The organism is Amycolatopsis sp. lyj-112 (assembly GCF_046549055.1).
Classification (GTDB): domain Bacteria; phylum Actinomycetota; class Actinomycetes; order Mycobacteriales; family Pseudonocardiaceae; genus Amycolatopsis.
The window spans coordinates 716,156-738,701 of the sequence record NZ_JAJPWS010000003.1 but is presented as its reverse complement, the minus strand read 5'-3'; the positions used below and the strand labels follow the sequence as shown (position 1 = coordinate 738,701).

Genomic DNA, 22,546 nt, shown 5'->3' with positions numbered 1-22,546 from the left:
CGGCGATGACGAGCACTGTGACCCGGCAAGGGCCACCAGGTAGCCCCGCCGCACCCACGCCGCCCCCTGCGCCCGAGGGCCGCAGCGGGATCGCCGGGGTGCTCGAGCTGCCGGGGAACGGGATCCGCGCGGTCGTCCGGTCCGCGGCGACCACGCCGGGCAGGCTGTCGGTGATCGCGATCGGGCTCGTCCTGCTCTCGCTGCTCGCCGGCCTGTTCGGAACGCTGGCGGCGCAGGACAAGAAGGACACGATCAACGGCCTGATCGACCACCGCGAACCGCTCGCTGCCGCGGCGCAGCAGGTCTACCGCGCGCTTTCGGACGCCGACGCGACCGCCGCCAGTTCGTTCCTGTCGATCGGAGCCGAGCCGCTCCCGATGCGTCAGCGGTACGAACGCGACATCGCGGAAGCCGGTGCGGCGCTGGCGAAGGCGGCGTCGGACTCGTCCGGCGTCGACGAGGCGGCCGAACAGATCAACATCCTGGGCCGCGAACTCCCTGTCTACACGGGACTGATCGAGACCGCGCGTACCTACAACCGGCAGGGTTACCCCGTCGGTGCCTCGTATCTGCGTGAGGCGTCGGAGCTGATGCGGGCGAAAATCCTTCCCGCGGCACAGGATCTCTACCGCATCGACACCGACAGGCTCGCCGCCGAACAGGACGACACGACCGGTTTCCCTTGGCTGGCAACGGCTTTGGTGCTCGCGCTGCTCGCCGCGCTGATCGTCACCCAGGTGCATCTGACGAAGAAGACCAACCGGCTGCTGAACGTCGGGCTCGTCGTCGCGACCGCCTCGGTCGTCGTCGCCCTGCTGTGGGGCGCTGTCGCGCTGATCGTGCAGAGCAGCCTCGTCGGCAGCGGTGAAGAGGACGGTTCGCACCAGGTCGACGTCCTCGTGCGGGCCCGGATCGCGGCACTGCAGGCGCGGGCCGACGAGACGCTGACACTCGTCGCACGTGGCGACGGTGCGGCGTACGAAAAGGACTTCGTCGAACTCGCCGCGCAACTCGGCGGGCCCGACGGCCAGGGTGGCCTGCTGGGCGAGGCTCGCGGCCTCACCGCGGGCGGCCCGGCCGCGGACAAGGTGGACGCGGCGATCCAGGAGGCGTCGGTGTGGTTCAAGGCGCACGCCGAGGTGCGGCGCCAGGACGACGACGGCAGCTACCAGGACGCCGTCGACACGGCGATCCGCGACGACAAGAAGAACGGCGCCGCCGGGGCGTTCCTGCGGCTCGACGAGAACCTGGTGGCCGCGATCAACGTGGGACGACAGGAATTCCTCGACGACACCCGCGGCGCCGATCGGGCGCTGACCGTGCTCGCGCCGGGCATCGGGGTGCTGGCGCTGATCGCGGCGGCGGGTGCCGCGTTGGGGATCCGTGAACGGCTGAGGGAGTACCGGTGATCAGGAACGGTCTGCGAACGGCCGTGCTCGGCACGGTCTTGGTGCTGGCGACGGCTTGTGGCAGCGCGGGGGCGCCGGTCGATCCCGCGCCGGTGGGCCAGGTCGCTCCGCCGCAGCCCGCGAACGTCGGCGGGGCCGATTCGGCGGGCGGCGGTGGCACGGCCGACACGAGCTGCACCCCGCTCGCCAGCCTGCGGCCGACCGACGGTACGTCGATCTCCAGCGGTTCGACGATGGCGAAGATCAAGGAAAACGGCAAGCTGATCGCCGGCGTCGACCAGACGACGTTCCTGTTCGGCTTCCGGAATCCGACGTCGGGTCAGCTCGAAGGTTTCGACATCGACATGGTCAACCAGATCGCGAAGGCGTTGTTCGGCAGCGCGGAAGGCCGCGTGCAGTTCCGCGCGATCCCGTCGAAGCTGCGGGAAGACGTGCTGGAAAAGAACCAGGTCGACATCGTGGTGCGGACCTACAGCATCACCTGCAGCCGGCTCAAGAAGGTCAACTTCTCGACGTCGTATTACCAAGCGGGACAACGGATCCTGGTCGAGTCGGGATCGAAGGTGGCACAGCTTTCGGACCTCGCCGGGCGCCGGGTCTGCGCGACCAAGACGTCGACCTCGCTGACGAAGATCGCCTCGGATCCCTCGAAGCCGGTGCCGGTTTCGGTGGACAACTGGTCGGACTGCCTGGTGATGCTGCAGCAGAAGCAGGTCGAGGCCGTGTCGACGGACGACGTCATCCTGGCGGGGATGCTCGCGCAGGACCCGACGCTGAAGATCGTGGGGGACCGGTTCACCGAGGAGAACTACGGAATCGGTATCCCGAAGGGGAAAGAAGACATGGTGCGGTTCGTGAACGCCGTGCTGGAGAACGTGCGCGGCGGCGCGTGGCAGGAGAGCTACGCGAAGTGGATCGGGAACAAGCTGAGCGGCGGGACACCGCCCTCGCCCCAGTACAAGTAGAGAAACGGGCCGTTCGGAATCGCTTCCGAACGGCCCGTTCTTTCAGTTCGCCGGGCCCTTTTCGCCGATGACCGGCGGCACCGGTTTCATGTCGCCGTCGTGTCCGCCGAACAAGACGTCGGCGTCCTCTTCTTGAAGGTAGCTCGGGGCCTTCTTTTCCTTGTCCTCTTCCTTCTGGCCCTTGCCACCGGGAGCGCCGGCACCCATGCCGCCAGGGCCTCCGCCCTTGCCGGCGGCGGCCGCGCCACCCCGGCTGATCCGCTCCTCCGGCAGCTTGCCGGACCCGGAGCCGGAACCACTTCCCTTGCCCGCGAGCTTTTCGGCGTCACCGGCGGAAACCTTGCCGCCCGCGAGCCGCTCGGCGACGTTGCCCGAACCGCCGTTGCGCCCGAACCCGCCACCGGTCAGCCTGTTCGCCGCGCTGCCACCCGGCCCGCTCGGTGTCCGCCCCGGCTTGCCGCGGTACTGCTCGCTGCCGACCCGTCCGAGCCCGGTGGGCCCAGGGCCCCCCAACGCCGCGAGCCCCGGATTCGGCCCCGGCCGGAACTGCCCCGGCGCGTTCAGCTGGCCGCCACCCGGCCCCGGCGTCCCAAAGTGCCCACCACCCGTCGTGATTCCCGGCCCCGGCGTCGGCCCGCCCGGGCTACCCGGCCCGGGCATCCCCGGCCCGGACCCAGGCCCGGTGCCCGGTCCCGACCCCGGTCCGCCACTGAACCCCTTGACGTCACCGCCGGAAAACCCGGACGCCGTCGTCGAATCGCCCATTTCCGGCGGCGGGGCGAAGGTGGGCTGCTTGGAATTGACGTCGAAGAGCGACTGGTCGTAGGTGTGCATCACCTGCGCGGCCTGCTGGTGCGCCTGGAACGACTGCTCCTGCTTGGCCGAGATGTTGCCGACCGTGTCCACCGCCCCCGCGAAGTTCCCCGACGCGAACTGCTGCATGGCGTTCTTGTACTCGGCGTTGCGATCGAAGGGGACCTCTTCGGGCATGGAGTTCTTCGCGGTGGTGGCCGCCGCGGCGCTCTGGGAGAAGCGGTTGGAGGCGAGATAAGCACCGTCGCCCGCGGTGTCGGCCCATTTGCCCAGATTCTTGAAGAATCCGTGCGCGGCCTCCGCGGAAGGCCCCTGCCAATGGGCGCCTTCCTTGTTGGCGGCGGCGGTGAGCGAGTTGCTGAAGGTGTTCAGCGCGTTGCCCTGGTTGTTCCAGATCTCGCCTTTTTGATCGATCTTCTCGGGGGAGAGGTTATCGGTGACCATTCCGATCAGGTCGCCGTGCGAGTTGCCCTCGTAGCGCTGCCCCGACGCGTTGAGGCCGGCCCGGAACTGCTGGTTCTGGGTCAGCGCCTCGGCCTGCTCGCCGGAGTACTGGCCCGCCTTCTCTTGCGCCGTCAGCCGCGCAGTGAGGTCGTTGCCGCCCGGACCTGCGTTGGTCTCCTCGTACGTGTCGGAGTAGCGCTTGGCCTCGTATTCGCGGTACGCGCGTCCGTCGGCGCGGATAAGCGAGCCGAAATCGTCCTGACCGACGTTCTCCGCCATGATCCTCTCCCTGATCTGAGCGTGTCAGCTGCCTTGGGGAAGCTTCGGTGCGAGCTGTTCGGCGATCACCTTGGTGTCTGTGCAGGCTTGCTCGTCGGTTCCATCGGAGAGCGTGACGCCGACACTTACGCGCGTTGTCTTGGTGATAGCGATCCCGACGTAGCAGCTTCCGCGTCCCGCGTCGCCCGATAACTGCACGGCGTCGCGTCCGCCGATCTGCGTGGTGGTTTTTGTTCCTTGCGAGGCGGCCACGCCGTCGATTCCCTCTTTGTCCACAAGGTAGGAACCGACGTTTCCGTAGCCACTCTTTTTCGCCCGGCAGCCGTTATCGCTTTCAAGCGTCTCGGGCTTATATTCCTCGTACCCGAGCGAAGCTGTGGCCTCCCGGAGCAGTTCGCACGCATCCAGGCCGGCGAAGGCATCCTTGGTGGGTGCGCCGTTTTCTTGTCTGTTGCTTGGCGTCGATGACATCGCAGGAGTCGGGTTGCCGTTGCTTTCGTTCGCGCAAGCAGTGAGCGCGGAGATGGAGGCGAACACCATGATCGTCGAGGGCAACTTGGACGTGAAGGTCTGAGTCACTCCAGCGAACACAGACTTCTCTGCTTTAGCCCCGCTTGCGCCGTTCATCATGATCACCTCCCTGGTTTGTCCGGTCAGCTACCTTGGGGAAGCTTCGGAACTATCTGTTCCGCGATAGATTTCGCGGACTCACATGCCTGTTCGTTCGAGCCGCTCGATAAAGTCATGCTCACAGTAGCGCGTGCTTTCGATGTGATCGGAATTCCGATCAAACAACTACTGCTTCCGCTGAACCCTGAGATGATGACCGCGTCCTTCCCCGCCACGGCGCCTTGGCTCTTCGTTCCTTCGGGCGTATCTAGCTGGTCGATCCCGGCGTCGACCAAGTACATACTCGCTGTGCCCACACTGGGTTTTCTGGCTTGACAGCCGTTGTCGCTTTCGAATTTGACCTCTTTCGAGGCGTCGAAACCTTGCGCCGATGTGACCGGATCGAAGAGGTCGCATGCATTTACGTCGGCGAACGGTGACCCTGAGGTAGGCGGAGTCGATGTCTCGCTGCTTTTTTCGCCAGACGAGATCGGCTGCGGTGTTCCAGTGTTGTCGGTCGTGCACCCGGTCACGAAGACGACCGCGATTACTGCTGACGCTGCCACGAGCGTTTGACGAATGGTGATCATAGCTCCGATTCAGTCCTGTTCTGTCGCTCGAATATCGACAGCGTTTGCGGCGTCTTGGCTCCGATATCTACTCATCGCGGTGTTGATCGCTTCTTCTGCTCGTTCGACAATCACTTTCAAAGACTCCAGCTGGGCCCTGGCGGATTGATCATCGCCTTCAGCCACGAGGACGGCGTGTTGTCCGACTTCTGTCGCATAAGGGCCAGTGCCCAGCTCAGGCAGAATGGCGAGGTGCGCGAAGTCGGTCTTATTAGTAGACCAATCATCCAGGTAGGAGCGTAGTGCGGCTTTGTACGCGTTGCCCATCTCCTCGCTGACAGCGAACCGCCCCTCCTTCGCAGCCGTCACCATTGCGTCGGCCTGCGTCGAGAAAGCGCCCAAGATGTCCGAGAAGTTCCCCGGCGGTCCGTCGGTGCCGTCTCCCATGGTCTCTCCCCTGTACCCAGTGCCGGTCACTCGTCGCGTTCGTCAGGTCACGATATCAGCGGAAACGGCGTGAACGGCCCGGTTCCGGCGAGGATCACGCGCTGCCGACGCGGGCGGCTTCGACCTGGTCGTGGATCCATCGTGCCAGGTGAGAGCCGGTGGTAGGGGTGAAGGTGCGGCGGATTTCGCCGTCGGGGAAGCGGTCGGTGGTGAGCATGAAGCGGCCTTGGACGCTGTCGAACCATTGGACGCTTTTCTGCTGCGGTTTGCCCCGGTCGTCGCGCAAGGTGACGCTGAAGGTGCCGAGCCTCATCAGCGGGTGTTCGAAGAAGCGGCTCGCTTCACCCAGACGGAGGTTGTTGGGGTCTTCGTCGAATGGGTCGTCCGGGCGCTTGGACGGCGGGAGGGTGCTGGACGTCATCACCCGTCCGGGGAACGGCTGCAGGGACGGCAGGTTTTCGAGGAGGACCGCGACGACCTGTTCGGGGTAAACCGAGTCGAAGAGGATGTCGAAGCCGCGTTGCTGGCTCACAACCCCCAGGCGACGGTCCCAGCAGCCCCGGTAGAGGTATTCGGCGTTCTGCTCGACCTCGTGTGCCTCGAGAGTGACGACGAAGTCCGCCGTGGCCCAGAGCCGGAGGGTTTCGTCGTAGTCCCGCAGGAGTTCACGCCCACGCGCGAAGCCGCGGTCGGCCAGTTCGGCCCAGACGTCTTCGCAGTGCCGTTCGCGTTCGGTGATGGTGGTGCCGACGGTCGGGATCTGGAAGGGCAGTACGAATCTACCGAGCCCGAGTTCCTCGAGTACGACGTCGAGCTGGGCCATCGACATCGAAAATGACGCAGGCACAGTGATCCTCCCCCTCCATTACGGCCGTCCCCTCATCACCTGCTGAATCGGTTCTCTCTCGCACCGTAGCGGGTCCGACCCGGCGCGGGCACGACCTGCCTGCTCGCGACTAGGATCAGCTTCGACGTGGTCGTGGGGATTTCGGGAGGTAGCAGTGTCGGAGGAGCCGCGCCGTCCTCGGCACGCAGCACCGGATGACACCGGGCCAGATCACACCAGGCCGGAGCACAACAGGCCGGACGACACCAGGCCGGACCGCGAGGCGGAGTCCGCCTCGTGGACGCCACCGGCGCCGGTTCGCTGGGAGACACCGGAACCGTCCATTTCCGGCAGGCTGGATCTCACCGAACCGCCGCCGGCGAAGCCCGGAAATCCGGAAAACGCGGAGCGAACGGTCTACCACGCGCCCGTGCAGCGTCCCCGGACTCCGCCGCGCGGGCAGCAGAGGCCTATCCCGGGCGCCGAGGATCCGACGCGGCCGCCGGGTGACATGGCCCCGGTGAGCCCGCAGACGCAGGTCGTCCGCCCCGAATGGCAGGCTCCGGCCGACGCGCCTCAGCCGACCAGCGTGCTCTCCTCGCCCACCCCCGAGACGCAGAGCATCATGCCGCCCTCGCCTCGGATCGACCACGGTCCCGGACCGTTGCCCGATCCGGGCACCGAAAGCGTGCTCCCCGAACGTTCCAGTGAGAGCCGGGGAACCGGTACGGGCACCGGTTCCGGCAGCCGGGGGACCGGCACCGGAACGGGCTCCTTCCCCGGAACCGCGCGCCGGACGTCGTCGCGGACATCTCGCCGCGGCCGTCTCGGCGCCGGGCTCGTCGACGTCCCGCAGGTGCCGTATCGCGACCCGGCGTCCGCGGTGCTCGACAACCCGATGGTGTCGGAGGAGAAGCGCTTCTGTGGCAGCTGCAGCTCCAAGGTCGGCCGCGGCAAGGACGGCAAGCCCGGTTCTCCCGACGGCAACTGCGAGAAGTGCGGCAACCCGTTCTCCTTCACTCCCAAGCTGCGGCCGAACGAGATCGTCGGTGGGCAGTACGAGGTGCTCGGCGCGCTCGCGTACGGCGGGCTCGGCTGGATCTACCTGGCGCAGGACCACAACGTCAGCGACCGCTGGGTGGTGCTGAAGGGCCTGATCGACACCGGTGACCCCACCGCGGTGGCGGCCGCGGCCAACGAGCAGCGGTTCCTCGCCGAGGTCGAGCACCCGAACATCGTCAAGATCCACAACTTCGTGCAGCACCCGGACAGCGAGTCCGGCAACACCGTCGGCTACATCGTCATGGAGTACGTCGGCGGCCAGTCGCTGCGCCAGCTCGCGCTCGCGCACCACCGCGAGACGAAGCGCCCGGAGCCGCTGCCGATCGGCCAGGTGATCGCCTACGGGCTCGAGATCCTGCCCGCCATGGGCTACCTCCACAGCCAGAACCTGCTGTACTGCGACCTCAAGCCCGACAACGTCATCCAGACCCACGAACAGCTCAAGCTGATCGACCTCGGCGCGGTCCGCCGCGTCGACGACTACGAGAGCCCGCTGTTCTTCACCACCGGTTACAGCGCGCCCGAACTGGCGACCCACGGTGCTTCGGTGGCGTCGGATCTCTACACCGTCGGCCGCACCCTCGCCGTTCTGAGCTTCGAGTTCGCCGGCTACACCAGCAAGTACAAGACGACCCTGCCCGGCCCGGACGTCATCCCGCTGTTCGCGCTTTTCGGTTCGTACTACCGCTTCCTGAAGCGCGCGACGCATACCGACCCCGACCGCCGGTTCATCGCCGCCGAGGAGATGGGCGACCAGCTGACCGGTGTGCTGCGCGAGATCATGGCGCTGGGTACCGGAAAACCCCGTCCGGGTGCCTCGACCGTCTTCGGCCCGGAGACCCGTACGTTCGGCGTCGACATGGTCGTTCCGGAGCACGGCGGGAGCGTTCCGCTGCCGGATCCGGGCGAGGTGGTCTCGGGCCTGCCGATCCCGCAGGTCGACACGGACGACCCGGCGGCCGGTGTGCTGGCCTCGACGGTCGCGCTCGACCCCGGCGGCGCGATCGAGTCGCTGGCCGGCGCCCCGCGCGAGTCGATCGAGGTCCGGCTGCGCATCGTCCGCGCCCGGATCGAGCTCGGCGAGCTGGTCGAGGCGCAGCGGCAGTTGCAGGCCGCGCAGTACCTCGCGATCAAGGCCGGTTTCCCGCACGACTGGCGGATCGACTGGTACCGCGGCCTGATCGAGCTCGCGGGTGGCCGGTCCCGCGTCGCGCACGTCGCGTTCGCGGCGGTGTACGACGACCTGCCCGGCGAGATCGCGCCGAAGCTGGCCTTGGCGGTCAGCGCGGAGGGCGTCGGGGACTACTTCGGTGCCGCGCGCTACTACGAGCTGGTGTGGCGAACGGACCGGTCGTACGTCAGCGCTGCCTTCGGGCTCGCTCGCGTGTACCTGGCCCAGGGTGCCCGCGCCAGCGCGATCGAGGTGCTGGAGGCCGTCCCGGCCTCGTCCACGCACTACGTCGCCGCGCAGGTCGCCGCGATCAAGATCAAGACCAGGATCAACGGCGGCGGCAAGGATCCGGTGCTGGTGTCCGAGCGCGACCTCGTCGACGCGTCGGTGCGGCTCGAGCGCCTGCAGCTCGACGCCGAGCGACGTACGCGGTTGTCGGCGGAGGTGCTCGAAGCGGCGTACGGCTGGCTTAATTCGCAGAACCGGCCGACGCCGGGCGCGAAGGTGCTGGGCTGTGCCCTGGACGAGCGAGATCTGCGGTTCGGCCTGGAGCGCTGCTACCGGACGCTGGCCCGGCTGGCCGGAACGGTCGACCAGCGCGTCGAGCTCGTCGACAAGGCCAACGCCATCCGCCCCAGGACGATGACCTAGGTCGCGTTCATCTAACTCGCGTTCAGCCCTCTAGTTGCGGTAGTTCGACACGACGAACTACCGCAACTAGAGGACTAATTGCTCAGGGGTTGATGTCCCACTCGCGTTCGTGCTTCGCCTTTTCGTGGGCCGCGGCGAGCTTCTGCAACGCTTCGGGGTCTCCGTGGTTGCTGAAGTGTTCGAACTCGACCCGCACGAACAGGGCCCGGGCGCGCACCGCGGCGGGGCCGTCTTCGGCGTCGAGACGTCCGACGGCGCTCACGTAGATCTTCCGGCCCGCGACGCCGTCGAGCTTCGCCGCGATGTAGAGCGTCGAGCCGACGGGGACCGGCCGCAGGAAGTCCGTCTCCAGCTTCCCGGTGACGGCGGGCCGCCGCAGCAGGTTGCCGACGGTGGCGCCGAGGGCCTCGTCGAACGCACAGGCCAGCAGGCCGCCATGGGCGAGGCCGGGCGCACCCTGGTGGGCGGAGGTGACGGTGAACTTCGAGTACACCGTCGTCCCTTCGCCCACCGTCGACTGCAGGTGGAGCCCGGCCTCGATCTCGTCGCCGCACCCGAAGCACTCACCGAAGTGGATGCCCAGGTCACTGCCCGGCTGTGGGGCCTTGGGGTGGACCGCCGGCGGTTCGACTTCGACCGGCGGCCACGGCTGCGAGATACGGCTCATGGAGAGACGTTAACTCGCCGGTAGCTCCGAGGCGTCGCCGGGAGTGGCCGCCTCCGGCTTACGCCGCCGCGCGATCCGCGAGTTCACGATGCCGCGCAGCGAGACCCCGGCCGTTTCCGGCAACAGCAGGATCGGGATGGCCGCGATCGCCGCCGCGCCCATCAGGTAGTACGCGGGCCACAGGTTGTCGCCGGTGGACGTCACCAGGCTGCCGATGATGTACGACGCCGTACCGCCGAAGAGCGCGGTGGAAACGCTGTACCCGATGGAGAAACCGCCGTAGCGCTCCTGCGTCGGGAACATCGCCGGCAGCGTCGACGCCAGCACGGCCAGGATCAGCACCAGCGGTATCGCGATCATCACCAGGCCGAGCATGAGCTGCCAGCCGTTCTGGTCGTCCGCGGCCGCGCTCATCAGCGAGAACGCCGGGATGGGCAAGACCAGGAAGCTCGCACAACTGGCTATCAGGATGGGTTTTCGCCCGATGCGGTCGGACAACATGCCGACCGGCACGATCAGGATCAGCATCAGTGCGATGGTCGCCAGGATGATCAGCAACGGTGTGTGCCCGCCGAAGCCGACCACGTCCTTGAGATAGGTCTCCAGGTACGTGATCACGATGTAGTCGGCCACGTTCAGCATCACGACGATGCCGATCAGGTGCAGGATCGACGTCCAGTGCTTCTGGAGCAGCGCCTTCAGCGGCGACTTCTCGATCTGCTCTTTCTGCTCGATCTCCTGGAACAGCGGAGTGTCCTCGAGCTTGTTCCGCAGGTAGAGACCGACGATGCCGAGCGGACCCGCGATCAGGAACGGCAGGCGCCAGCCCCATTCGCGCATGGCCTCGTCGCCGAGGACCACGGTGAAGATCGTGACGAAGCCGGCGCCCATCGCGAACCCGACGAGCGTGCCGAACTCCAGCCAGCTGCCCCAGAAACCCCGGCGCCGGGCAGGGGCGTACTCGGCGATGAACGTCGCTGCTCCGCCGTATTCACCGCCCGCCGAGAAGCCCTGGATGGTGCGCAAGAGGATCAGGAGGACCGCCGCGGCCGGACCGATCGTCGCGTAGGACGGCAGCAGGCCGATCACGAAGGTCGACCCGGACATCAGGATGATCGTCAGCGCGAGCACCTTCTGGCGCCCGATCTTGTCCCCCAGCGGGCCGAACACGAAGCTGCCGAACGGCCGCACGATGAACGTGATCGCGAGAACCGCGAAGGTGGCTAGCGCCCCTTCGGATGTGCTTGAAGCGTTGAAGAAGACCTGGCCGAGGATGGCCGGCATGAAGCCGAAGACACCGAAGTCGTACCACTCGATGCAGTTACCCATCGCCGCACCGGCGACGGCCTTTCTGAGTTTCTCAGGCGGGACATCCGCCGGTTCCTCTTTTTCCTGATGTGACGCACTCAGCGCCTCTTCGGCCATGGGTGTGACCTCCCGACCCGCCCGTTTACTTACCCATCGTCGAGGGTTTGTTCCCTCGACCGTAGGTGTTCAAACCTCCGAGTTCAGCGCTTTGAATCGAACGCGCGACCGGCGTTCCCCCGTCTCGGTGACGAACCGCCAGGTAAACCCGAAGTCAGAGAATTTCCGATTACTTTGGGTTATTACTCGGGATTCGGACTTTCCGGACGAACTTCAGCGGCTCGTGGCCGTCGGCGGCGGGTTCCCCGGAGTCACCGGATTCGTCGTGCCGGGCACGCGCGGGGGGCTGGAGGTCGACGTGCGGGTCGGTGCCCGGGTCTTGGACTCGGGGTGCGACTGGCCGGGCTTCGGGCCCACGGAGGAGGCCGCCGGGGGTTCGGGAGTGACTTCCGGCCGGGGTTCCTGCTCGGCAGGGGTGGGTACGACCGGCGGCGGGGAGATGGTCGACAAGCCTGGTTCAGCGGGTTGCACCGGCGCGGGTCCTTCGCCGCCCCGGCCGCCGACGGCGACCGCGCCCAGCACGATCACCGCGACCGTCGCCAGCGAACTTCCCGCCACGGCCAGCCGCTTGCGTCGTCGCCGGATCCGGCCACCCCGTTCGATGATGTCCGCCGCCCGGATACCCAGGGGAGGACCGCTCACCCCGTGCGAAAGCACGCCCTTGATGTCCTCGTCCATCTCCTCACCTCCCATCGTCGTGCGCTCCGCTCAAGGCCAGTTCACTGAAATGCGGCCCGAGCCGCTTGCGCAGGGTCGCCAGACCCCGCGCGCTCTGACTCTTCACATTGCCTGTGCTGCAGCCCAGCGCCGCGGCCGTCTCCTCGACGCTGAGATCTTCGAAGTAGCGCAGCACCAGCACGGCCCGCTGCTTCGGGGCGATACCGGACAGCGCATGCCTGACCAGCATCTCCTGTTCGGTCCCTCCGGTTTCGGCCGGGAGTTCGGGCGGCTCGTCGGTGAGCTTCTCCCGTTTGCGCCAGACCCGCCGGTGCTCGGAGAGGAACGTCCGCAGCACGATCTTGCGCGCGTAACCGTCGAGCGCGTCGTGCCGCGAGAGCCTCGGCCACGCCAGATACAGCTTCAGCAGCGCGGCCTGCGTGATGTCCTCAGCCTGGTGCCAGTCGCCGCACAAGAGGTACGCGGTGGCACGCAGGCTGTGCGCGCGCTCGCCGAAGTACCGGGCGAACTCGCCGTCCCACGGCGAGCTCGTCCCGGTTTTCGGCGAGCGGCTCAACGACACCTAGTTACCGGCTCCTTCGACGATGGCGGGGAGGTTCAGGTCCCCGGTCGGTCCGGCCGGGACGGCCTTCGGCACGCGGTGCTCGCCCGGCTTCTCGACGGCGGCGCGGGTCTTCTGGCCCGGCGTCGGCTCCGCGCGCGGCGGAGCGGTGGTCACGCCGGGGGCCTGCGTCGGGTTCGCGGTGGGGGGAGCCGGCGCAGGCTGCGTCGTGGTCGGCGTGGGGGCGCTCTGGTCGGCCGACGCCAGCGACGTGGTCGCGAAGGCGGCGCCGCCGGCCAGCAGCAGCGCGCCGAGGGAAAGAGCGATACGAGTACGCAAGGGTGTCTCCTCGATCCGGGCGCCGCTTCTTGGCCGCGGCGCCTTCTGCGTTAGACATGCGCCTTGCCGACCGGATGGTTGCATCGAGTTTTCGAAGTTCTACACACGAACGGCCGGGAGACCACGAGTGGGTCTCCCGGCCGCCCGGATTCACGGAAGTCGTTCAGTTCATGAGAGCGGAGAGCTTCATCCACTCTTCCCAGCTGTAGGTCCAGTTGCTGTAGTCGCGCTGCTTGTTGATCTTCACCGTGCTGCCCTCGATCTCCACCGGATCGCCGACCAGCGCGCCCGCCATGTACTCCTTGGCGTTCACCGGCGCGAGGTTCACACAGCCGTGCGAGATGTTCTTCTTGCCCTGTGCCCAAATCGACTTCGCGTAGCCGTGGATGAACTCGCCGTTGGTGGAGAACCGCACCGCGGACGGCACGACGACGTCCTCGTAGTCGTAGCGCTCGTTCGTCATGGAATACGTGTCGTGCTTGGACATCACCACGTGCGTGCCGCTCGGGGTCACGCGGCCGGGGTCGGCGTCGAGGCCGTAGCTGGCCGCGTAGTCCGCGATCTGCTGGCCCTCACGGATGACGAGCAGACGGTGGGTCTGGGTGTTGCCCTTGACGATCTGCGAACGGCCGATCGTGAAACTCGCCGAGCGATCTTCCTTGCCGTACACGCCTTCGCCCATCTTCACGCCGTAGATCTTGGCGTTGAGCTTCACGGTCGTACCCGGCTTGAAGTACTCCTTGGGCCGCCACTGCACCGCGGTGTCGTCGTGGACCCAGCCCCAGGAACCCTCGGTCGGCGGCGTGGTCTCGACCGAAAGCGCCTTCTCGACGGACGCCTTGTCGGCGATCTTGGTCTTGAAGTCCAGTGCGATGACCATCGCCACGCCGTAGGTCTGACCGTCGAAGACGTTGATGTTGGCGAACACCTGGCGCTTCGCCTTGGCCGTGGTGAAGGTGCCGCCGACGTCGGCGGGCTTGCCGTCGGTGCCGGTGGCCTTGCCGGACCAGGTGTAGGTCTTGCCGTAGCCGAGCTGTTCGGTGGTGGACCACGCCTTCTTGTCCTGGGAAGGCTGGCCCGCGACCTGTTTGCCGTCCGGATTGGTCAGCACGACCTGCTCGAGCGTGCCGTCGTCGACGCTGACCTTGATCGGCTGTCCCGGCGCGACGTCCTGAGCGCCCGCCGCGGGTTCGTAGGTCAGTTTGGCCGGCGCGGGCGCCTGGCCCCCGGTCTCGCTGTTGGTCGGACCGCCGCCGTTCTCGCCGCTCGCCGACACGGTGGGCTCGCTACTGCACGCCCCCAGCGTCAGAACGGCCACCAGCCCCAGTGCCGCGATCGCCGCGCGGCGGCGGGCGGTTTCAGTGAACCTCAAAGCATCCCCTTTGCTCCCCTTGTACGACATCCATGACGTCCGGAGAGCCCAGTACGTTGATCCCTTCGAGAGTGATGCGCATCACAATCGGGTGGATCGAGCTTCACGATCGGGGCATGACCGACTTCGGTCCGTGTCCGGCGATGATCACAGGTCGACGCGCGGCGTCAGGGTAGCGAGTGGGTCCGACAGAAGGCGGAACGCTCTACGACGTTCCGGTGACCTTGGGAATCAGGGGTGTCCAAGGACCGATGACGGGCTTCAGATTTGGCCAGATCCCGGTAGTCTGCTTGCAGGCCGTCGTTTTGCGTGTTCGTGGCTTCACACTCGCGGAACTTCTGACGCGAGCCATGAGCCGGTGACGCGCTCTTCGCTCGACTCGTTGGAACCGCCCGGGACGGTCTGGGTGTCACTTCGGTGGCACTCGAAGCGGATTTGCAACGAGGAGTACAGCGGTGGCGCAAGGCACTGTGAAGTGGTTCAACGCGGAGAAGGGCTTCGGCTTCATCGCGCAGGATGGCGGCGAGGGCGACGTTTTCGTTCACTACTCGGAGATCGATGGGCGTGGTTTCCGCACGCTCGAAGAAAATCAGCGAGTGGAGTTCGAGGTCGGTCAGGGTCAGAAGGGCCCGCAGGCCCAGAAGGTCCGGCCGATTTAAGGCGGGCCATCCGGCGTTCAGCCTGACGTGAAAAAAGCCCCCGGCGTTCGCGCCGGGGGCTTTTTCGTTGCTCTGAAAGCTTCTTCGATTGTGCTGTTTCCGTTCCGGTTTTGACTGTCAGCGGGGGACGGGCTGCTCGAACGCGTCGGCGGCGAAGCGGAATTCGTCGGTGTGGGCTTCTTCGTGGCGGCGTTGCTGGGCCGAGTTGGCCTGCGATTCCCACGAGAGGCGCTCGAGGATCCATTCCTGCGCCAGTGCCTGCGGCGACAGGTTGCGCTCGTTGGCGGCGTCCTTCAGCTGCTCGCTGGCGACGACGTTCATCCGCAGATGGAACACCTGGGCTTCGCCGAAGCGTTTGCCGGTGCCGGTGCTTTCCGGGTCGTTCTCCGGTGCGAGGGCACGAAGGTAGCTGGTGAGCTCCGTGTCTTCGACGACCGCGTCGGCCTCCTTGGCGGAGGAGTTGCGGTGACGGCCGGGGTTGACCGGCTTCAGATTCGTGCGGCTGGCATTGCGGCGACTCAAGGAAGGAAGGGGCACCGGGCCACGATAACGGTTCGGTCTCGACAAACCAACCACCGTGAGCCACGACACACCAGAATATTTCCCCGAACAGCCCAGTAACCCACAAGTGGACCCACCCCAGTGATCACCAACCGCGATCAGCACGCTGAATGAGAACAAATCACGCGACCGCACCCTTGATCTTCAACGTCACCGATCCGGGGCTGCCAACCGCCGCCGAACGAACCCTGGGGGTCTGGGGGGTGGCCCCCCAGAACACGGAGCGACCCCCGCGCCAGGGGGAGGAACGCGGGGGTCGGAGGGGATCTCCACAGGCGCTGACCGGGGGTGTGTCAGCAAATCGATTGTTGCACGGTTTGCCGATGAGGGCGAGTGGGCGCGGGCAGAATTCCGGTCGTCGCGTCACCTGTGGTTCGCCTGTGGTTCATGTGATGCGAGTACGCGCATGGTTGCGCTGTGTTGTGCGGAGCGTGGCTACAGGTTCACTCTCCGGGGGGCTGTGTGCGGCGGCCGGCTCTGGCTAGCCTCGCGGCCAAGCTGTTCGTTGGCCGTTTGGAGGAACCATGGGTGGGTCGGTGGAAGTTCGACAGTTCCTCCTTCGGTACGAAGGTGCCGATGGGGGAAGTTCAACGGTGGCGGGAGGTCTGCCGGCGCAGCGCACCGGGCAGTCGGATACCCAGCGGGTGTCCGACGATCAGGTGCGGCGTGCTCGGCTCGCGGTGGCCAATGGGGCGCTGGGAGTCGATGACTGTGTCCAGCTGCTCGAGATGCTGGGGCTGTCGCTGGACGAGGGTGGACAGGCGCCCATTCAGCGCTGAGTTCGTCTCCGGTTCGTTCGCAGAGCCCGGTCGCGTGGTGTCTTCGCCGCGCGACCGGGCTTTTCTTTGCGCTTGACGAACCGGGCGCCAGTTGTGTAACACTGTTATCAATCAACTGGCGGGAAGCGGGCGAGCGGCATGAGTGACGAAAAGACGATCGAGCTGGCGAAGGAGATCCGAGGCTCGGTGCAGGTTCTGGGCGGGAAGTTCATGACCTCGCCGGAGCTCGCCGAGGTCGAGGCGGAGGTGGGTCTGCCGCCGCGGACGCTGTACCTGCGCGGGCGTTCGGCGGTGCTGGGCGATCCGCCGCCGAAGGTGGTCGCGGAGCTGTTCGGGATCTTCCCGCACTGGCTCTTCGAGTTCGCCCTGCCGCCGGCGATGGCGGCCCTCGACGCGGCCTCCGCGGTCCGCGCCTACTCGCGGTCATCGGCGAAATGGGCTCAAGTCAGCCTTTCGGACGCCGAGGACCCCGGCCGTCTGGCCGAGCTGCTCTTCCGTCTGGTGGACGCCGCGGACGCGAGCGGCCTCGCACTGTTCACCGGCTGGCAAGGTGCCGAGCGGCCGCGGGACGACGTCGAGCGGCTGGCGTTCGCGCTCATGGTCTTCCGCGAATTCCGCGGCGGCATTCACTTCGCCGCCCTGCGCGCGGTGGGCCTGACGATCCCCGAGGCCGTCGTCGCCGACCCGGAGGGCGGCCGCGGGCGTCTCCTGCGCACCGCGTGGGCCGAGGAGGCCGTCGACGAGCTGATCGCCGCGGCGGAGGCCAAGGGCGATCTGCGGCAGCGGTGGCAGCGCGCCGAGCACCTCACCGACCGGCGCGTCGCCGAACTTCTCGATGCCACCCTCGCGGAGGCCGAGCGGGACGAGCTTCGGCGCCGTCTCGGCGCTCTTGCGGCCTCTCCGGCTCTGGTAGCCTGATCTTGCCGCGTTCTCCCAGGTCCCAGCCCTGTGAGCGACTAGGGAACCCCCCGTGCAGGCACCAAAACGGGTGTGTCCTATAGTTATGTTCGCTCCCGGGGGAACCTGAGAGCGCGGTTGGTCGGTTCGCCGAAACTGACCGGGCTCCCATCGTTCAGTGGCCTAGGACTCCGCCCTTTCAAGGCGGCAACGCGGGTTCGAATCCCGTTGGGAGTACGCAGTACAGTAGTAAACGCAGTACGGTCACAAAGATGTATGCAAGGCCCTGTGGCGCAGTTGGTTAGCGCGTCGCCCTGTCACGGCGAAGGTCGCGGGTTCGAGTCCCGTCAGGGTCGCAAGATCGTTCGGCTACTTGCCGGCGTTCCCGGCCAGGTAGCTCAGTTGGTACGAGCGTCCGCCTGAAAAGCGGAAGGTCGCCGGTTCGACCCCGGCCCTGGCCACCGCTCGCAGAACCGCCTTGATCCAGGTCAAGGCGGTTTTTTCATGCCTGGGGTCGATCTTGGGTCTGTCCACTGTTGATTTTGGTCGACCGCCGGTGCCCCGGGCTTGCTGCACGTGGATTGCACGGACACGCAGATCGCCGGAGACGGTAGGCAGCCTTCGGCCACCCGCAGGGCGAACGCCAGTAGAGGACTAAACGCGGGCGAGGTGCTCCGCAGGTGTTCCGTGAAGACATCCTTGCCTACCTTGAGGGTAGGGAAGGAGGCCTTCACGGCCCGCCCGGATACCCAGCTCACGCACAGCGGACGAACAGTCCCTTGTTAAGCACCGGCAGCACTGTCACGCCCATGACGCGAGTTCGTCCCTCGAAGGCGCGGCCCGGCCGTTCTCCCGCACGACTCAGGTATTGGCCGGACTGGCGGTGATCGCGGTCGTCTTCGCCGGCGGCGCCTGGACGCACGCGGCGCTGGGTTCGCCGTCCACCCCGGCCCCGCCCGGCAGAACGCTTCCGGAGGGGCGCAAGGCGGTCCGGCGCAGGCCGGGGGAACCGGCCAGCCCCGCGGGCGTGGCACCACGGGCACGGTCGACCGCGTGGACGGCACCAAGGTCTACGTGAAGACCGCGCAGGGCACCGAAGTCGCGATTTCCACCTCCGACACCACGACCATCGGCGTCACCCAGGCGGGCAAGCTCGCGGATCTGAAGCCGGGCGCGACGGTCGTCGTCCAGGGTCAGGCGGGCGACGACGGGACGGTCGCCGCGCAGTCGATCACACAAGAGGCCGGGCGCTGATCTTGACCTCCAGTCAGGTAGAGGTGTCAGGCTTCTGACCATGACACTCGCACCTGAGCAGATCGACGAATGGACCGTCGGCACCCTCGACCTCGACGCCTACCTCGCCCGGATCGGGCAAGTGCGGGCGGAGCCGTCCGCGGCCGCGCTGCGAGAGCTGGCCAAGGCGCACATCCTGGCCGTCCCGTTCGAGAACGTCGACGTCGTTTTGGGGCAGCACCAGGGAATCGCGCTGGACGCCGTGATCGGCAAGCTCGTCGCGCGCCACCGCGGCGGCTACTGCTACGAGCACGGCAGCCTGTTCGCCGCGGCCGCCACGCAGCTCGGCTATCGCGTGCGCCGGCTCGTGGCACGGGTGCAGCCGCAGAAGAACGGGCCGTACACGCATATGACGCTCGCCGTCGAGGCCGACGGTGTCCAGCACCTGGTCGACGTCGGGTTCGGCGCCGGGATGCTGGTGCCGATGCCGCTGATCGACGGCGCCGTGGTGGACCAGGCGGGCTGGCCGCACCGGCTGGTCGCGGACGGCGACTGGTGGCGCCTGCAGAAGCAGGAAGACGGCGGCTGGACCGATCTGCACGCCTTCACCCTCACGCCGATGCACCGGATCGATTACGAGGTCTACCACCACTACACGTCCACGCACCCGCGATCGCCGTTCACCGGGCGGCTGGTGGTCATGCGCCTGGAAGAAGGGCTCAGCCGCAAGCTGATCGGCGACGAGTTCATCGTCGAGCGCCCCGACGGGACCAAGGAGACGACCACGATCCCGCCCGAGCGGCTCGACGCGACGTTGCGCGAACTGGACGTCGTCCTGACCGAGGACGAGCTCGCGAAGCTGCTGGAGCGCTACCCCGGCTGAGGGTTCAGAGTTCGAATTCCGCGCGCTTGTCTTCAGGGACAAGGTCTTCGTACTCGCGGTGCTTCGCGATGAACGAGCGCACGTACGGGCAGTAGGGCAGGACGGACCCGCCCTGCGCCCGGACGTCGTCGAGCGCGGCGGTCACCAGCTTGCCCGCCAGGCCCTGCCCGGCGAAGTCGGCCGAGATTTCGGTGTGCAGGAACAACACCGCGTCCGGCCGCGTGCGGGTTTCCAGGAACCCGGCGGGTTTTCCGTCCACGACGATGTCGTAGCGGTCTTCTCCCGGTTTGATCTCGACACTCATTCAGCGACTCCGAAAAGTTCGTCAGCGGGTACCGGGCGACCCAGGTGGAAGCCCTGTGCCTGATCACAGCGCAACTCCCGCAGCACCGCGAGCTGATCTTCGTCCTCGACACCTTCGGCGACGACGATCAGATTGACGGCGTGCGCCATCGCGATGATGCTCGTGACGATCGCGGCGGCGTCCCGCGATTCCGCGATGCCCATGACGAACGTGCGGTCGATCTTGAGCGTGTCCAGCGGGAGGCGCTGCAACTGCGCGAGCGAGGAGTACCCGGTGCCGAAATCGTCGATCGCCAGCGAAATACCCAAGTCGCGCAACGACATCAGCACTTCCGCCGCCGCGGCCTGATCGCGCATCAACGCGCTTTCGGTGACCTCCAGGGTCAGCGCGTGCGGCGGCAGGCCGGTGGTCTTCAGCGCGTCCTGCACGGTGGGCACCAGGTGCGGATCGTCCAGCTGCCGGGCCGAAAGGTTGACCTTGAGGTTGAGGTCGATGCCGAGTTGTTCGCGCCGTTTGGCGATTTCCCGGGTGGTGGTGCGCAGGACGTGCTTGCCGATCAGGTTGATCAGGTCGCTTTCCTCGGCCAGCGGGATGAACTCGGCGGGCGAGATCGTGCCGTGCACCGGATGTTTCCAGCGCAGCAAGGCTTCCACGGCGACCATCTCGCCGGTGTCGATCGCCACGACGGGCTGATACGCCGTCCAGAGTTCGCCGTTCTGCAGCGCGTCGCGCAGGTCCTGCTCCATGCGAAGCCGGCGTTGCATCCGCTCGCGCAGCTCGACGTCGAAGAACTCGTGACGCGCGCGGCCGAGGGTTTTCGCTTGGTACATAGCGACATCCGCGTCGCGCAGCAGATCCTCGGCGGTCCGGGTGTCGTCGCCCGCCGCGGTGACGATGCCGATGCTGGCGTCGATGTGCAGTTGCCTGCCGTTGACCGTCATCGGCTCGGTCAGCGACTCGCGCAGGCGCTCGGCCAGTGCCTTGATCTCACCCTGCCCGGTGATCTCCGCGGTGACGATGACGAATTCGTCGCCGCCGAGCCTGCCGACGAGGTCGTTCTCCCCGGCTCCCCGCCGCAGCCTGTCGCCGGCGATGCGGAGCACCTTGTCACCGACGGAATGGCCGAGGGAATCGTTGATCACCTTGAACTTGTCGAGGTCGATGAACAGCACCGTGGTCAGCTCGGCGCGGCGCGTTCCGGACAGCGCTTCGCCGAGCCTGTCGAGGACCAGCGTCCGGTTCGCGAGCTCGGTCAGCGGGTCGTGCGTCGCCTCGTGGGCGAGGCGCTCGCCGATCGCGCGGCGTTCGGTGATGTCGGTGAACGAGGTGACCACCGACATGGCCCCGGAGTCCTCCGGGGTGAGCAATCGCGAGGTCAGCGAGATCCAGACGTCCTTGCCGTCGGGGCGCCGCATCCGCACCACGAGGCCGTTCTGGGTGATCCGGGTGCGGCGGGTCAGCACCGACGGCATCCGCTCCGGCGGGATCCGGCCGTCTCCGTCGTACAGTTCCAGCGCCACGCACGGCGAGCCGATGAGGTCGTCGTGCTCGACGCCGATGATCCGGCACGCGGCCGGGTTCGCCGATTCGATGAGCCCGCCGGGCCCCATCACGACAACGCCTTCGTCGAGCGACGCCACCACCGTGCTGTAGTGCTGCTCGGCGCGCCGCCGGGCCGTCTCGTCGGCGCAGACCAGCACGAAACCGTCGTTCATCTCCGCCGCCGAGATGCGGATGGCCAGTGTCGAGCCGTTGCGGTTGCGGTGGGTGGCCTGCACGACGCCGCCCTTGCGCAGCACGGTTTCCGGGTCGAGCTGGGCGCCGACGAGGTTGCTCACCATACGGCCGATCGCCTCCGCGGCCCGCCACCCGTAGACGATTTCCGCGGCCGGGTTCCAGCTGGTCACGATGCCGGTCCCGCTGGTCGCGATGATCGCGTCGCTCACGTGGCTGATCAGCGCGGCCTGATAGCGCAGCGTCGCTTCCGCGGCCTTCTGCGCGCTGATGTCGCGCATGATGACCTGGAACGCGGGCCTGCCTTCCCAGCTCGTGCGCACGGAAATGCTCTGCACCAAGTACTTCGTGCCGTCGAGGCGCAGCATGACGGTGTCGGCGGGTTCGGTCGACGCGCCCTGGCGGTGCAGCGACGCGATCCTGTTCAGCAGCGCCGGAAGCGATTCGTCGGCGACGAGGTCCATGATCGGCCGCCCGATCAGCTCGGCGGTCGAGGACGCTCCGAGCGCGGCGACGGCGGCCCTGTTCACGTACGTGACGACTCCTGCTTCGTGCACGCAGACCGCGTCGGGACTGAGTTCCACCAGAAGCCGGTAACGGTCAGTGAGATCTTCGAGAGCCTGCCGGTTCTCGCGGACGTCGGTCACGTCGGCCGCGATACCGAGCAATCCCGACGAACCGTTCTCGTCGCCGATGGTGCGGGCGCGCAGGCGGATCCAGCGGATCTCACCCGCCGGGTCGCGGACCGACTGCTCGAGTTCGAACTCACGCCACGGCGGGGCGGTGCGGGTGCCGGAGGTCAGCGGAGCGACCAGGTCGGTGAGCCTGGCCTCGAGATCGGGCTCGCCGGGTTCGGACTCGGTGAGCCGGGCCCTGCCCAGGAGATTCTCCAGGCCGGGCAGCCAGGAAAGCGTCTCGCTGCCGAAGTCGAACGACCAGATGGCGGCGTGGTCGCCCGCGAGGCCGAGATCGCCGACCGGCTCGTTCCCGAGCGGTGTGCCGCCGGGCGTACCGGACATTCCGGTACCCGATACGGCGAGGGCGTCAGCCTCCATGATCCGTCCGAACCCCCTCTTCCGGTGCTGGCACCGTCGATTACACCACCCGCCGGGGGCGCTGTATACGCGAACCGAAGCGTGACCACGGTCGATATGCGTGAACGCACAGAGATACACACCGTGTGACTGGCACCCGCTACTCTCTCCCATCGGGTGAATAATTTTTGGTTA

At 67.1% G+C, this 22,546-nt stretch carries 21 protein-coding genes, 3 tRNA genes and 1 pseudogene; 11 read left to right on the top strand and 14 right to left on the bottom strand.

From position 1 onward, the window contains the following. Positions 1–5: 5 nt before the first annotated feature. Entirely contained in the window at positions 6–1,409 is a 1,404-nt protein-coding gene (locus tag ACLJRL_RS15660; RefSeq protein WP_410656849.1) for a hypothetical protein, read from the top strand. Then, positions 1,409–2,374 (top strand): glutamate ABC transporter substrate-binding protein, encoded by a 966-nt coding sequence (locus ACLJRL_RS15655; protein WP_410656935.1) that lies wholly within the window; start codon positions 1,409–1,411, stop codon positions 2,372–2,374. The genes ACLJRL_RS15660 and ACLJRL_RS15655 overlap by 1 nt, the downstream gene beginning before the upstream one ends. A gap of 42 nt (positions 2,375–2,416) precedes the next feature. Here ACLJRL_RS15655 and ACLJRL_RS15650 read toward each other — a convergent pair whose 3' ends face one another. The 5 genes from ACLJRL_RS15650 to ACLJRL_RS15630 form a co-directional block, all read right to left on the bottom strand. Continuing rightward, a complete protein-coding gene (locus ACLJRL_RS15650) occupies positions 2,417–3,910 on the bottom strand; it encodes a hypothetical protein (protein WP_410656848.1) in 1,494 nt (497 codons plus the stop codon). Between the two features lie 24 nt (positions 3,911–3,934). Then, positions 3,935–4,540: a DUF3558 family protein gene (locus ACLJRL_RS15645; RefSeq protein WP_410656847.1), complete on the bottom strand. Its 606-nt coding sequence runs from the start codon at positions 4,538–4,540 to the stop codon at positions 3,935–3,937. Between the two features lie 23 nt (positions 4,541–4,563). Continuing rightward, the gene (locus ACLJRL_RS15640; RefSeq protein WP_410656846.1) at positions 4,564–5,109 is read right to left on the bottom strand and encodes a DUF3558 family protein; all 546 of its coding nucleotides are present in this window, start codon (positions 5,107–5,109) and stop codon (positions 4,564–4,566) included. Positions 5,110–5,118: 9 nt separating this feature from the next. Next, positions 5,119–5,535: a hypothetical protein gene (locus ACLJRL_RS15635; protein WP_410656845.1), complete on the bottom strand. Its 417-nt coding sequence runs from the start codon at positions 5,533–5,535 to the stop codon at positions 5,119–5,121. 94 nt (positions 5,536–5,629) lie between these two features. Continuing rightward, complete coding sequence (locus ACLJRL_RS15630) at positions 5,630–6,382, bottom strand: ESX secretion-associated protein EspG (RefSeq protein ID WP_410656844.1); 753 nt, start codon at positions 6,380–6,382, stop codon at positions 5,630–5,632. 490 nt (positions 6,383–6,872) lie between these two features. On the opposite strand from ACLJRL_RS15630, the gene ACLJRL_RS15625 reads away from it, so the two are divergent. Next, entirely contained in the window at positions 6,873–9,245 is a 2,373-nt protein-coding gene (locus ACLJRL_RS15625) for a tetratricopeptide repeat protein (protein ID WP_410656843.1), read from the top strand. A gap of 82 nt (positions 9,246–9,327) precedes the next feature. Here ACLJRL_RS15625 and ACLJRL_RS15620 read toward each other — a convergent pair whose 3' ends face one another. The 6 genes from ACLJRL_RS15620 to ACLJRL_RS15595 form a co-directional block, all read right to left on the bottom strand. Further along, entirely contained in the window at positions 9,328–9,912 is a 585-nt protein-coding gene (locus tag ACLJRL_RS15620; protein ID WP_410656842.1) for a PaaI family thioesterase, read from the bottom strand. A 9-nt stretch (positions 9,913–9,921) separates the two neighbouring features. Then, positions 9,922–11,337 carry an MFS transporter gene (locus tag ACLJRL_RS15615; protein WP_410656841.1) on the bottom strand — a complete coding sequence of 472 codons (1,416 nt, stop codon included), beginning with the start codon at positions 11,335–11,337 and terminating at the stop codon, positions 9,922–9,924. Positions 11,338–11,550: 213 nt separating this feature from the next. Then, positions 11,551–12,015 (bottom strand): hypothetical protein, encoded by a 465-nt coding sequence (locus ACLJRL_RS15610; RefSeq protein WP_410656840.1) that lies wholly within the window; start codon positions 12,013–12,015, stop codon positions 11,551–11,553. A 4-nt stretch (positions 12,016–12,019) separates the two neighbouring features. Then, the gene (locus ACLJRL_RS15605; RefSeq protein WP_410656839.1) at positions 12,020–12,577 is read right to left on the bottom strand and encodes a SigE family RNA polymerase sigma factor; all 558 of its coding nucleotides are present in this window, start codon (positions 12,575–12,577) and stop codon (positions 12,020–12,022) included. Then, complete coding sequence (locus ACLJRL_RS15600; protein WP_410656838.1) at positions 12,578–12,979, bottom strand: hypothetical protein; 402 nt, start codon at positions 12,977–12,979, stop codon at positions 12,578–12,580. A gap of 79 nt (positions 12,980–13,058) precedes the next feature. After that, on the bottom strand, positions 13,059–14,297 hold the full coding sequence (locus ACLJRL_RS15595) for a L,D-transpeptidase (RefSeq protein WP_410656837.1): 1,239 nt from the start codon (positions 14,295–14,297) through the stop codon (positions 13,059–13,061). A gap of 425 nt (positions 14,298–14,722) precedes the next feature. On the opposite strand from ACLJRL_RS15595, the gene ACLJRL_RS15590 reads away from it, so the two are divergent. After that, positions 14,723–14,926 (top strand): cold-shock protein, encoded by a 204-nt coding sequence (locus ACLJRL_RS15590; protein WP_020669570.1) that lies wholly within the window; start codon positions 14,723–14,725, stop codon positions 14,924–14,926. 117 nt (positions 14,927–15,043) lie between these two features. Here the strand turns inward: ACLJRL_RS15590 and ACLJRL_RS15585 are convergent, their stop codons facing one another. Continuing rightward, positions 15,044–15,463 (bottom strand): hypothetical protein, encoded by a 420-nt coding sequence (locus ACLJRL_RS15585; protein WP_410656836.1) that lies wholly within the window; start codon positions 15,461–15,463, stop codon positions 15,044–15,046. Between the two features lie 548 nt (positions 15,464–16,011). On the opposite strand from ACLJRL_RS15585, the gene ACLJRL_RS15580 reads away from it, so the two are divergent. The 7 genes and pseudogenes from ACLJRL_RS15580 (at position 16,012) to ACLJRL_RS15550 (ending at position 19,279) form a co-directional block, all read left to right on the top strand. Further along, positions 16,012–16,266 carry a hypothetical protein gene (locus tag ACLJRL_RS15580; protein WP_410656835.1) on the top strand — a complete coding sequence of 85 codons (255 nt, stop codon included), beginning with the start codon at positions 16,012–16,014 and terminating at the stop codon, positions 16,264–16,266. A gap of 138 nt (positions 16,267–16,404) precedes the next feature. Further along, positions 16,405–17,184 (top strand): SCO6745 family protein, encoded by a 780-nt coding sequence (locus tag ACLJRL_RS15575; protein ID WP_410656834.1) that lies wholly within the window; start codon positions 16,405–16,407, stop codon positions 17,182–17,184. Between the two features lie 143 nt (positions 17,185–17,327). After that, positions 17,328–17,400, top strand: a tRNA-Glu gene (locus ACLJRL_RS15570). Between the two features lie 45 nt (positions 17,401–17,445). After that, positions 17,446–17,519 (top strand) — tRNA-Asp (locus ACLJRL_RS15565). A gap of 31 nt (positions 17,520–17,550) precedes the next feature. After that, positions 17,551–17,624 (top strand) — tRNA-Phe (locus tag ACLJRL_RS15560). Between the two features lie 371 nt (positions 17,625–17,995). Beyond that, positions 17,996–18,417 (top strand): annotated as a pseudogene (locus ACLJRL_RS15555) (hypothetical protein); the annotation flags it as partial. A 40-nt stretch (positions 18,418–18,457) separates the two neighbouring features. Next, positions 18,458–19,279: an arylamine N-acetyltransferase family protein gene (locus ACLJRL_RS15550; protein WP_410656833.1), complete on the top strand. Its 822-nt coding sequence runs from the start codon at positions 18,458–18,460 to the stop codon at positions 19,277–19,279. Positions 19,280–19,283: 4 nt separating this feature from the next. On the opposite strand, the gene ACLJRL_RS15545 is transcribed toward ACLJRL_RS15550, so the two are convergent. Together ACLJRL_RS15545 and ACLJRL_RS15540 are read right to left on the bottom strand one after the other, a co-directional pair. Continuing rightward, complete coding sequence (locus ACLJRL_RS15545; RefSeq protein ID WP_410656832.1) at positions 19,284–19,583, bottom strand: GNAT family N-acetyltransferase; 300 nt, start codon at positions 19,581–19,583, stop codon at positions 19,284–19,286. Beyond that, positions 19,580–22,372, bottom strand: coding sequence for an EAL domain-containing protein (locus ACLJRL_RS15540; RefSeq protein WP_410656831.1), 2,793 nt, complete (start codon positions 22,370–22,372; stop codon positions 19,580–19,582). The genes ACLJRL_RS15545 and ACLJRL_RS15540 overlap by 4 nt, the downstream gene beginning before the upstream one ends. Positions 22,373–22,546 lie beyond the last annotated feature (174 nt).

Bases quoted from the DNA above. Each gene is read 5' to 3' on its own strand.
- ACLJRL_RS15660 (WP_410656849.1), top strand. From the start codon at position 6: ATGACGAGCACTGTGACCCGGCAAGGGCCACCAGGTAGCCCCGCCGCA.
- ACLJRL_RS15650 (WP_410656848.1), bottom strand. From the start codon at position 3,910: ATGGCGGAGAACGTCGGTCAGGACGATTTCGGCTCGCTTATCCGCGCC.
- ACLJRL_RS15645 (WP_410656847.1), bottom strand. From the start codon at position 4,540: ATGATGAACGGCGCAAGCGGGGCTAAAGCAGAGAAGTCTGTGTTCGCT.
- ACLJRL_RS15640 (WP_410656846.1), bottom strand. From the start codon at position 5,109: ATGATCACCATTCGTCAAACGCTCGTGGCAGCGTCAGCAGTAATCGCG.
- ACLJRL_RS15635 (WP_410656845.1), bottom strand. From the start codon at position 5,535: ATGGGAGACGGCACCGACGGACCGCCGGGGAACTTCTCGGACATCTTG.
- ACLJRL_RS15625 (WP_410656843.1), top strand. From the start codon at position 6,873: ATGGCCCCGGTGAGCCCGCAGACGCAGGTCGTCCGCCCCGAATGGCAG.
- ACLJRL_RS15620 (WP_410656842.1), bottom strand. From the start codon at position 9,912: ATGAGCCGTATCTCGCAGCCGTGGCCGCCGGTCGAAGTCGAACCGCCG.
- ACLJRL_RS15615 (WP_410656841.1), bottom strand. From the start codon at position 11,337: ATGGCCGAAGAGGCGCTGAGTGCGTCACATCAGGAAAAAGAGGAACCG.
- ACLJRL_RS15610 (WP_410656840.1), bottom strand. From the start codon at position 12,015: ATGGACGAGGACATCAAGGGCGTGCTTTCGCACGGGGTGAGCGGTCCT.
- ACLJRL_RS15600 (WP_410656838.1), bottom strand. From the start codon at position 12,979: ATGCAACCATCCGGTCGGCAAGGCGCATGTCTAACGCAGAAGGCGCCG.
- ACLJRL_RS15595 (WP_410656837.1), bottom strand. From the start codon at position 14,297: ATGTCGTACAAGGGGAGCAAAGGGGATGCTTTGAGGTTCACTGAAACC.
- ACLJRL_RS15580 (WP_410656835.1), top strand. From the start codon at position 16,012: ATGGGTGGGTCGGTGGAAGTTCGACAGTTCCTCCTTCGGTACGAAGGT.
- ACLJRL_RS15575 (WP_410656834.1), top strand. From the start codon at position 16,405: ATGAGTGACGAAAAGACGATCGAGCTGGCGAAGGAGATCCGAGGCTCG.
- ACLJRL_RS15550 (WP_410656833.1), top strand. From the start codon at position 18,458: ATGACACTCGCACCTGAGCAGATCGACGAATGGACCGTCGGCACCCTC.
- ACLJRL_RS15545 (WP_410656832.1), bottom strand. From the start codon at position 19,583: ATGAGTGTCGAGATCAAACCGGGAGAAGACCGCTACGACATCGTCGTG.
- ACLJRL_RS15540 (WP_410656831.1), bottom strand. From the start codon at position 22,372: ATGGAGGCTGACGCCCTCGCCGTATCGGGTACCGGAATGTCCGGTACG.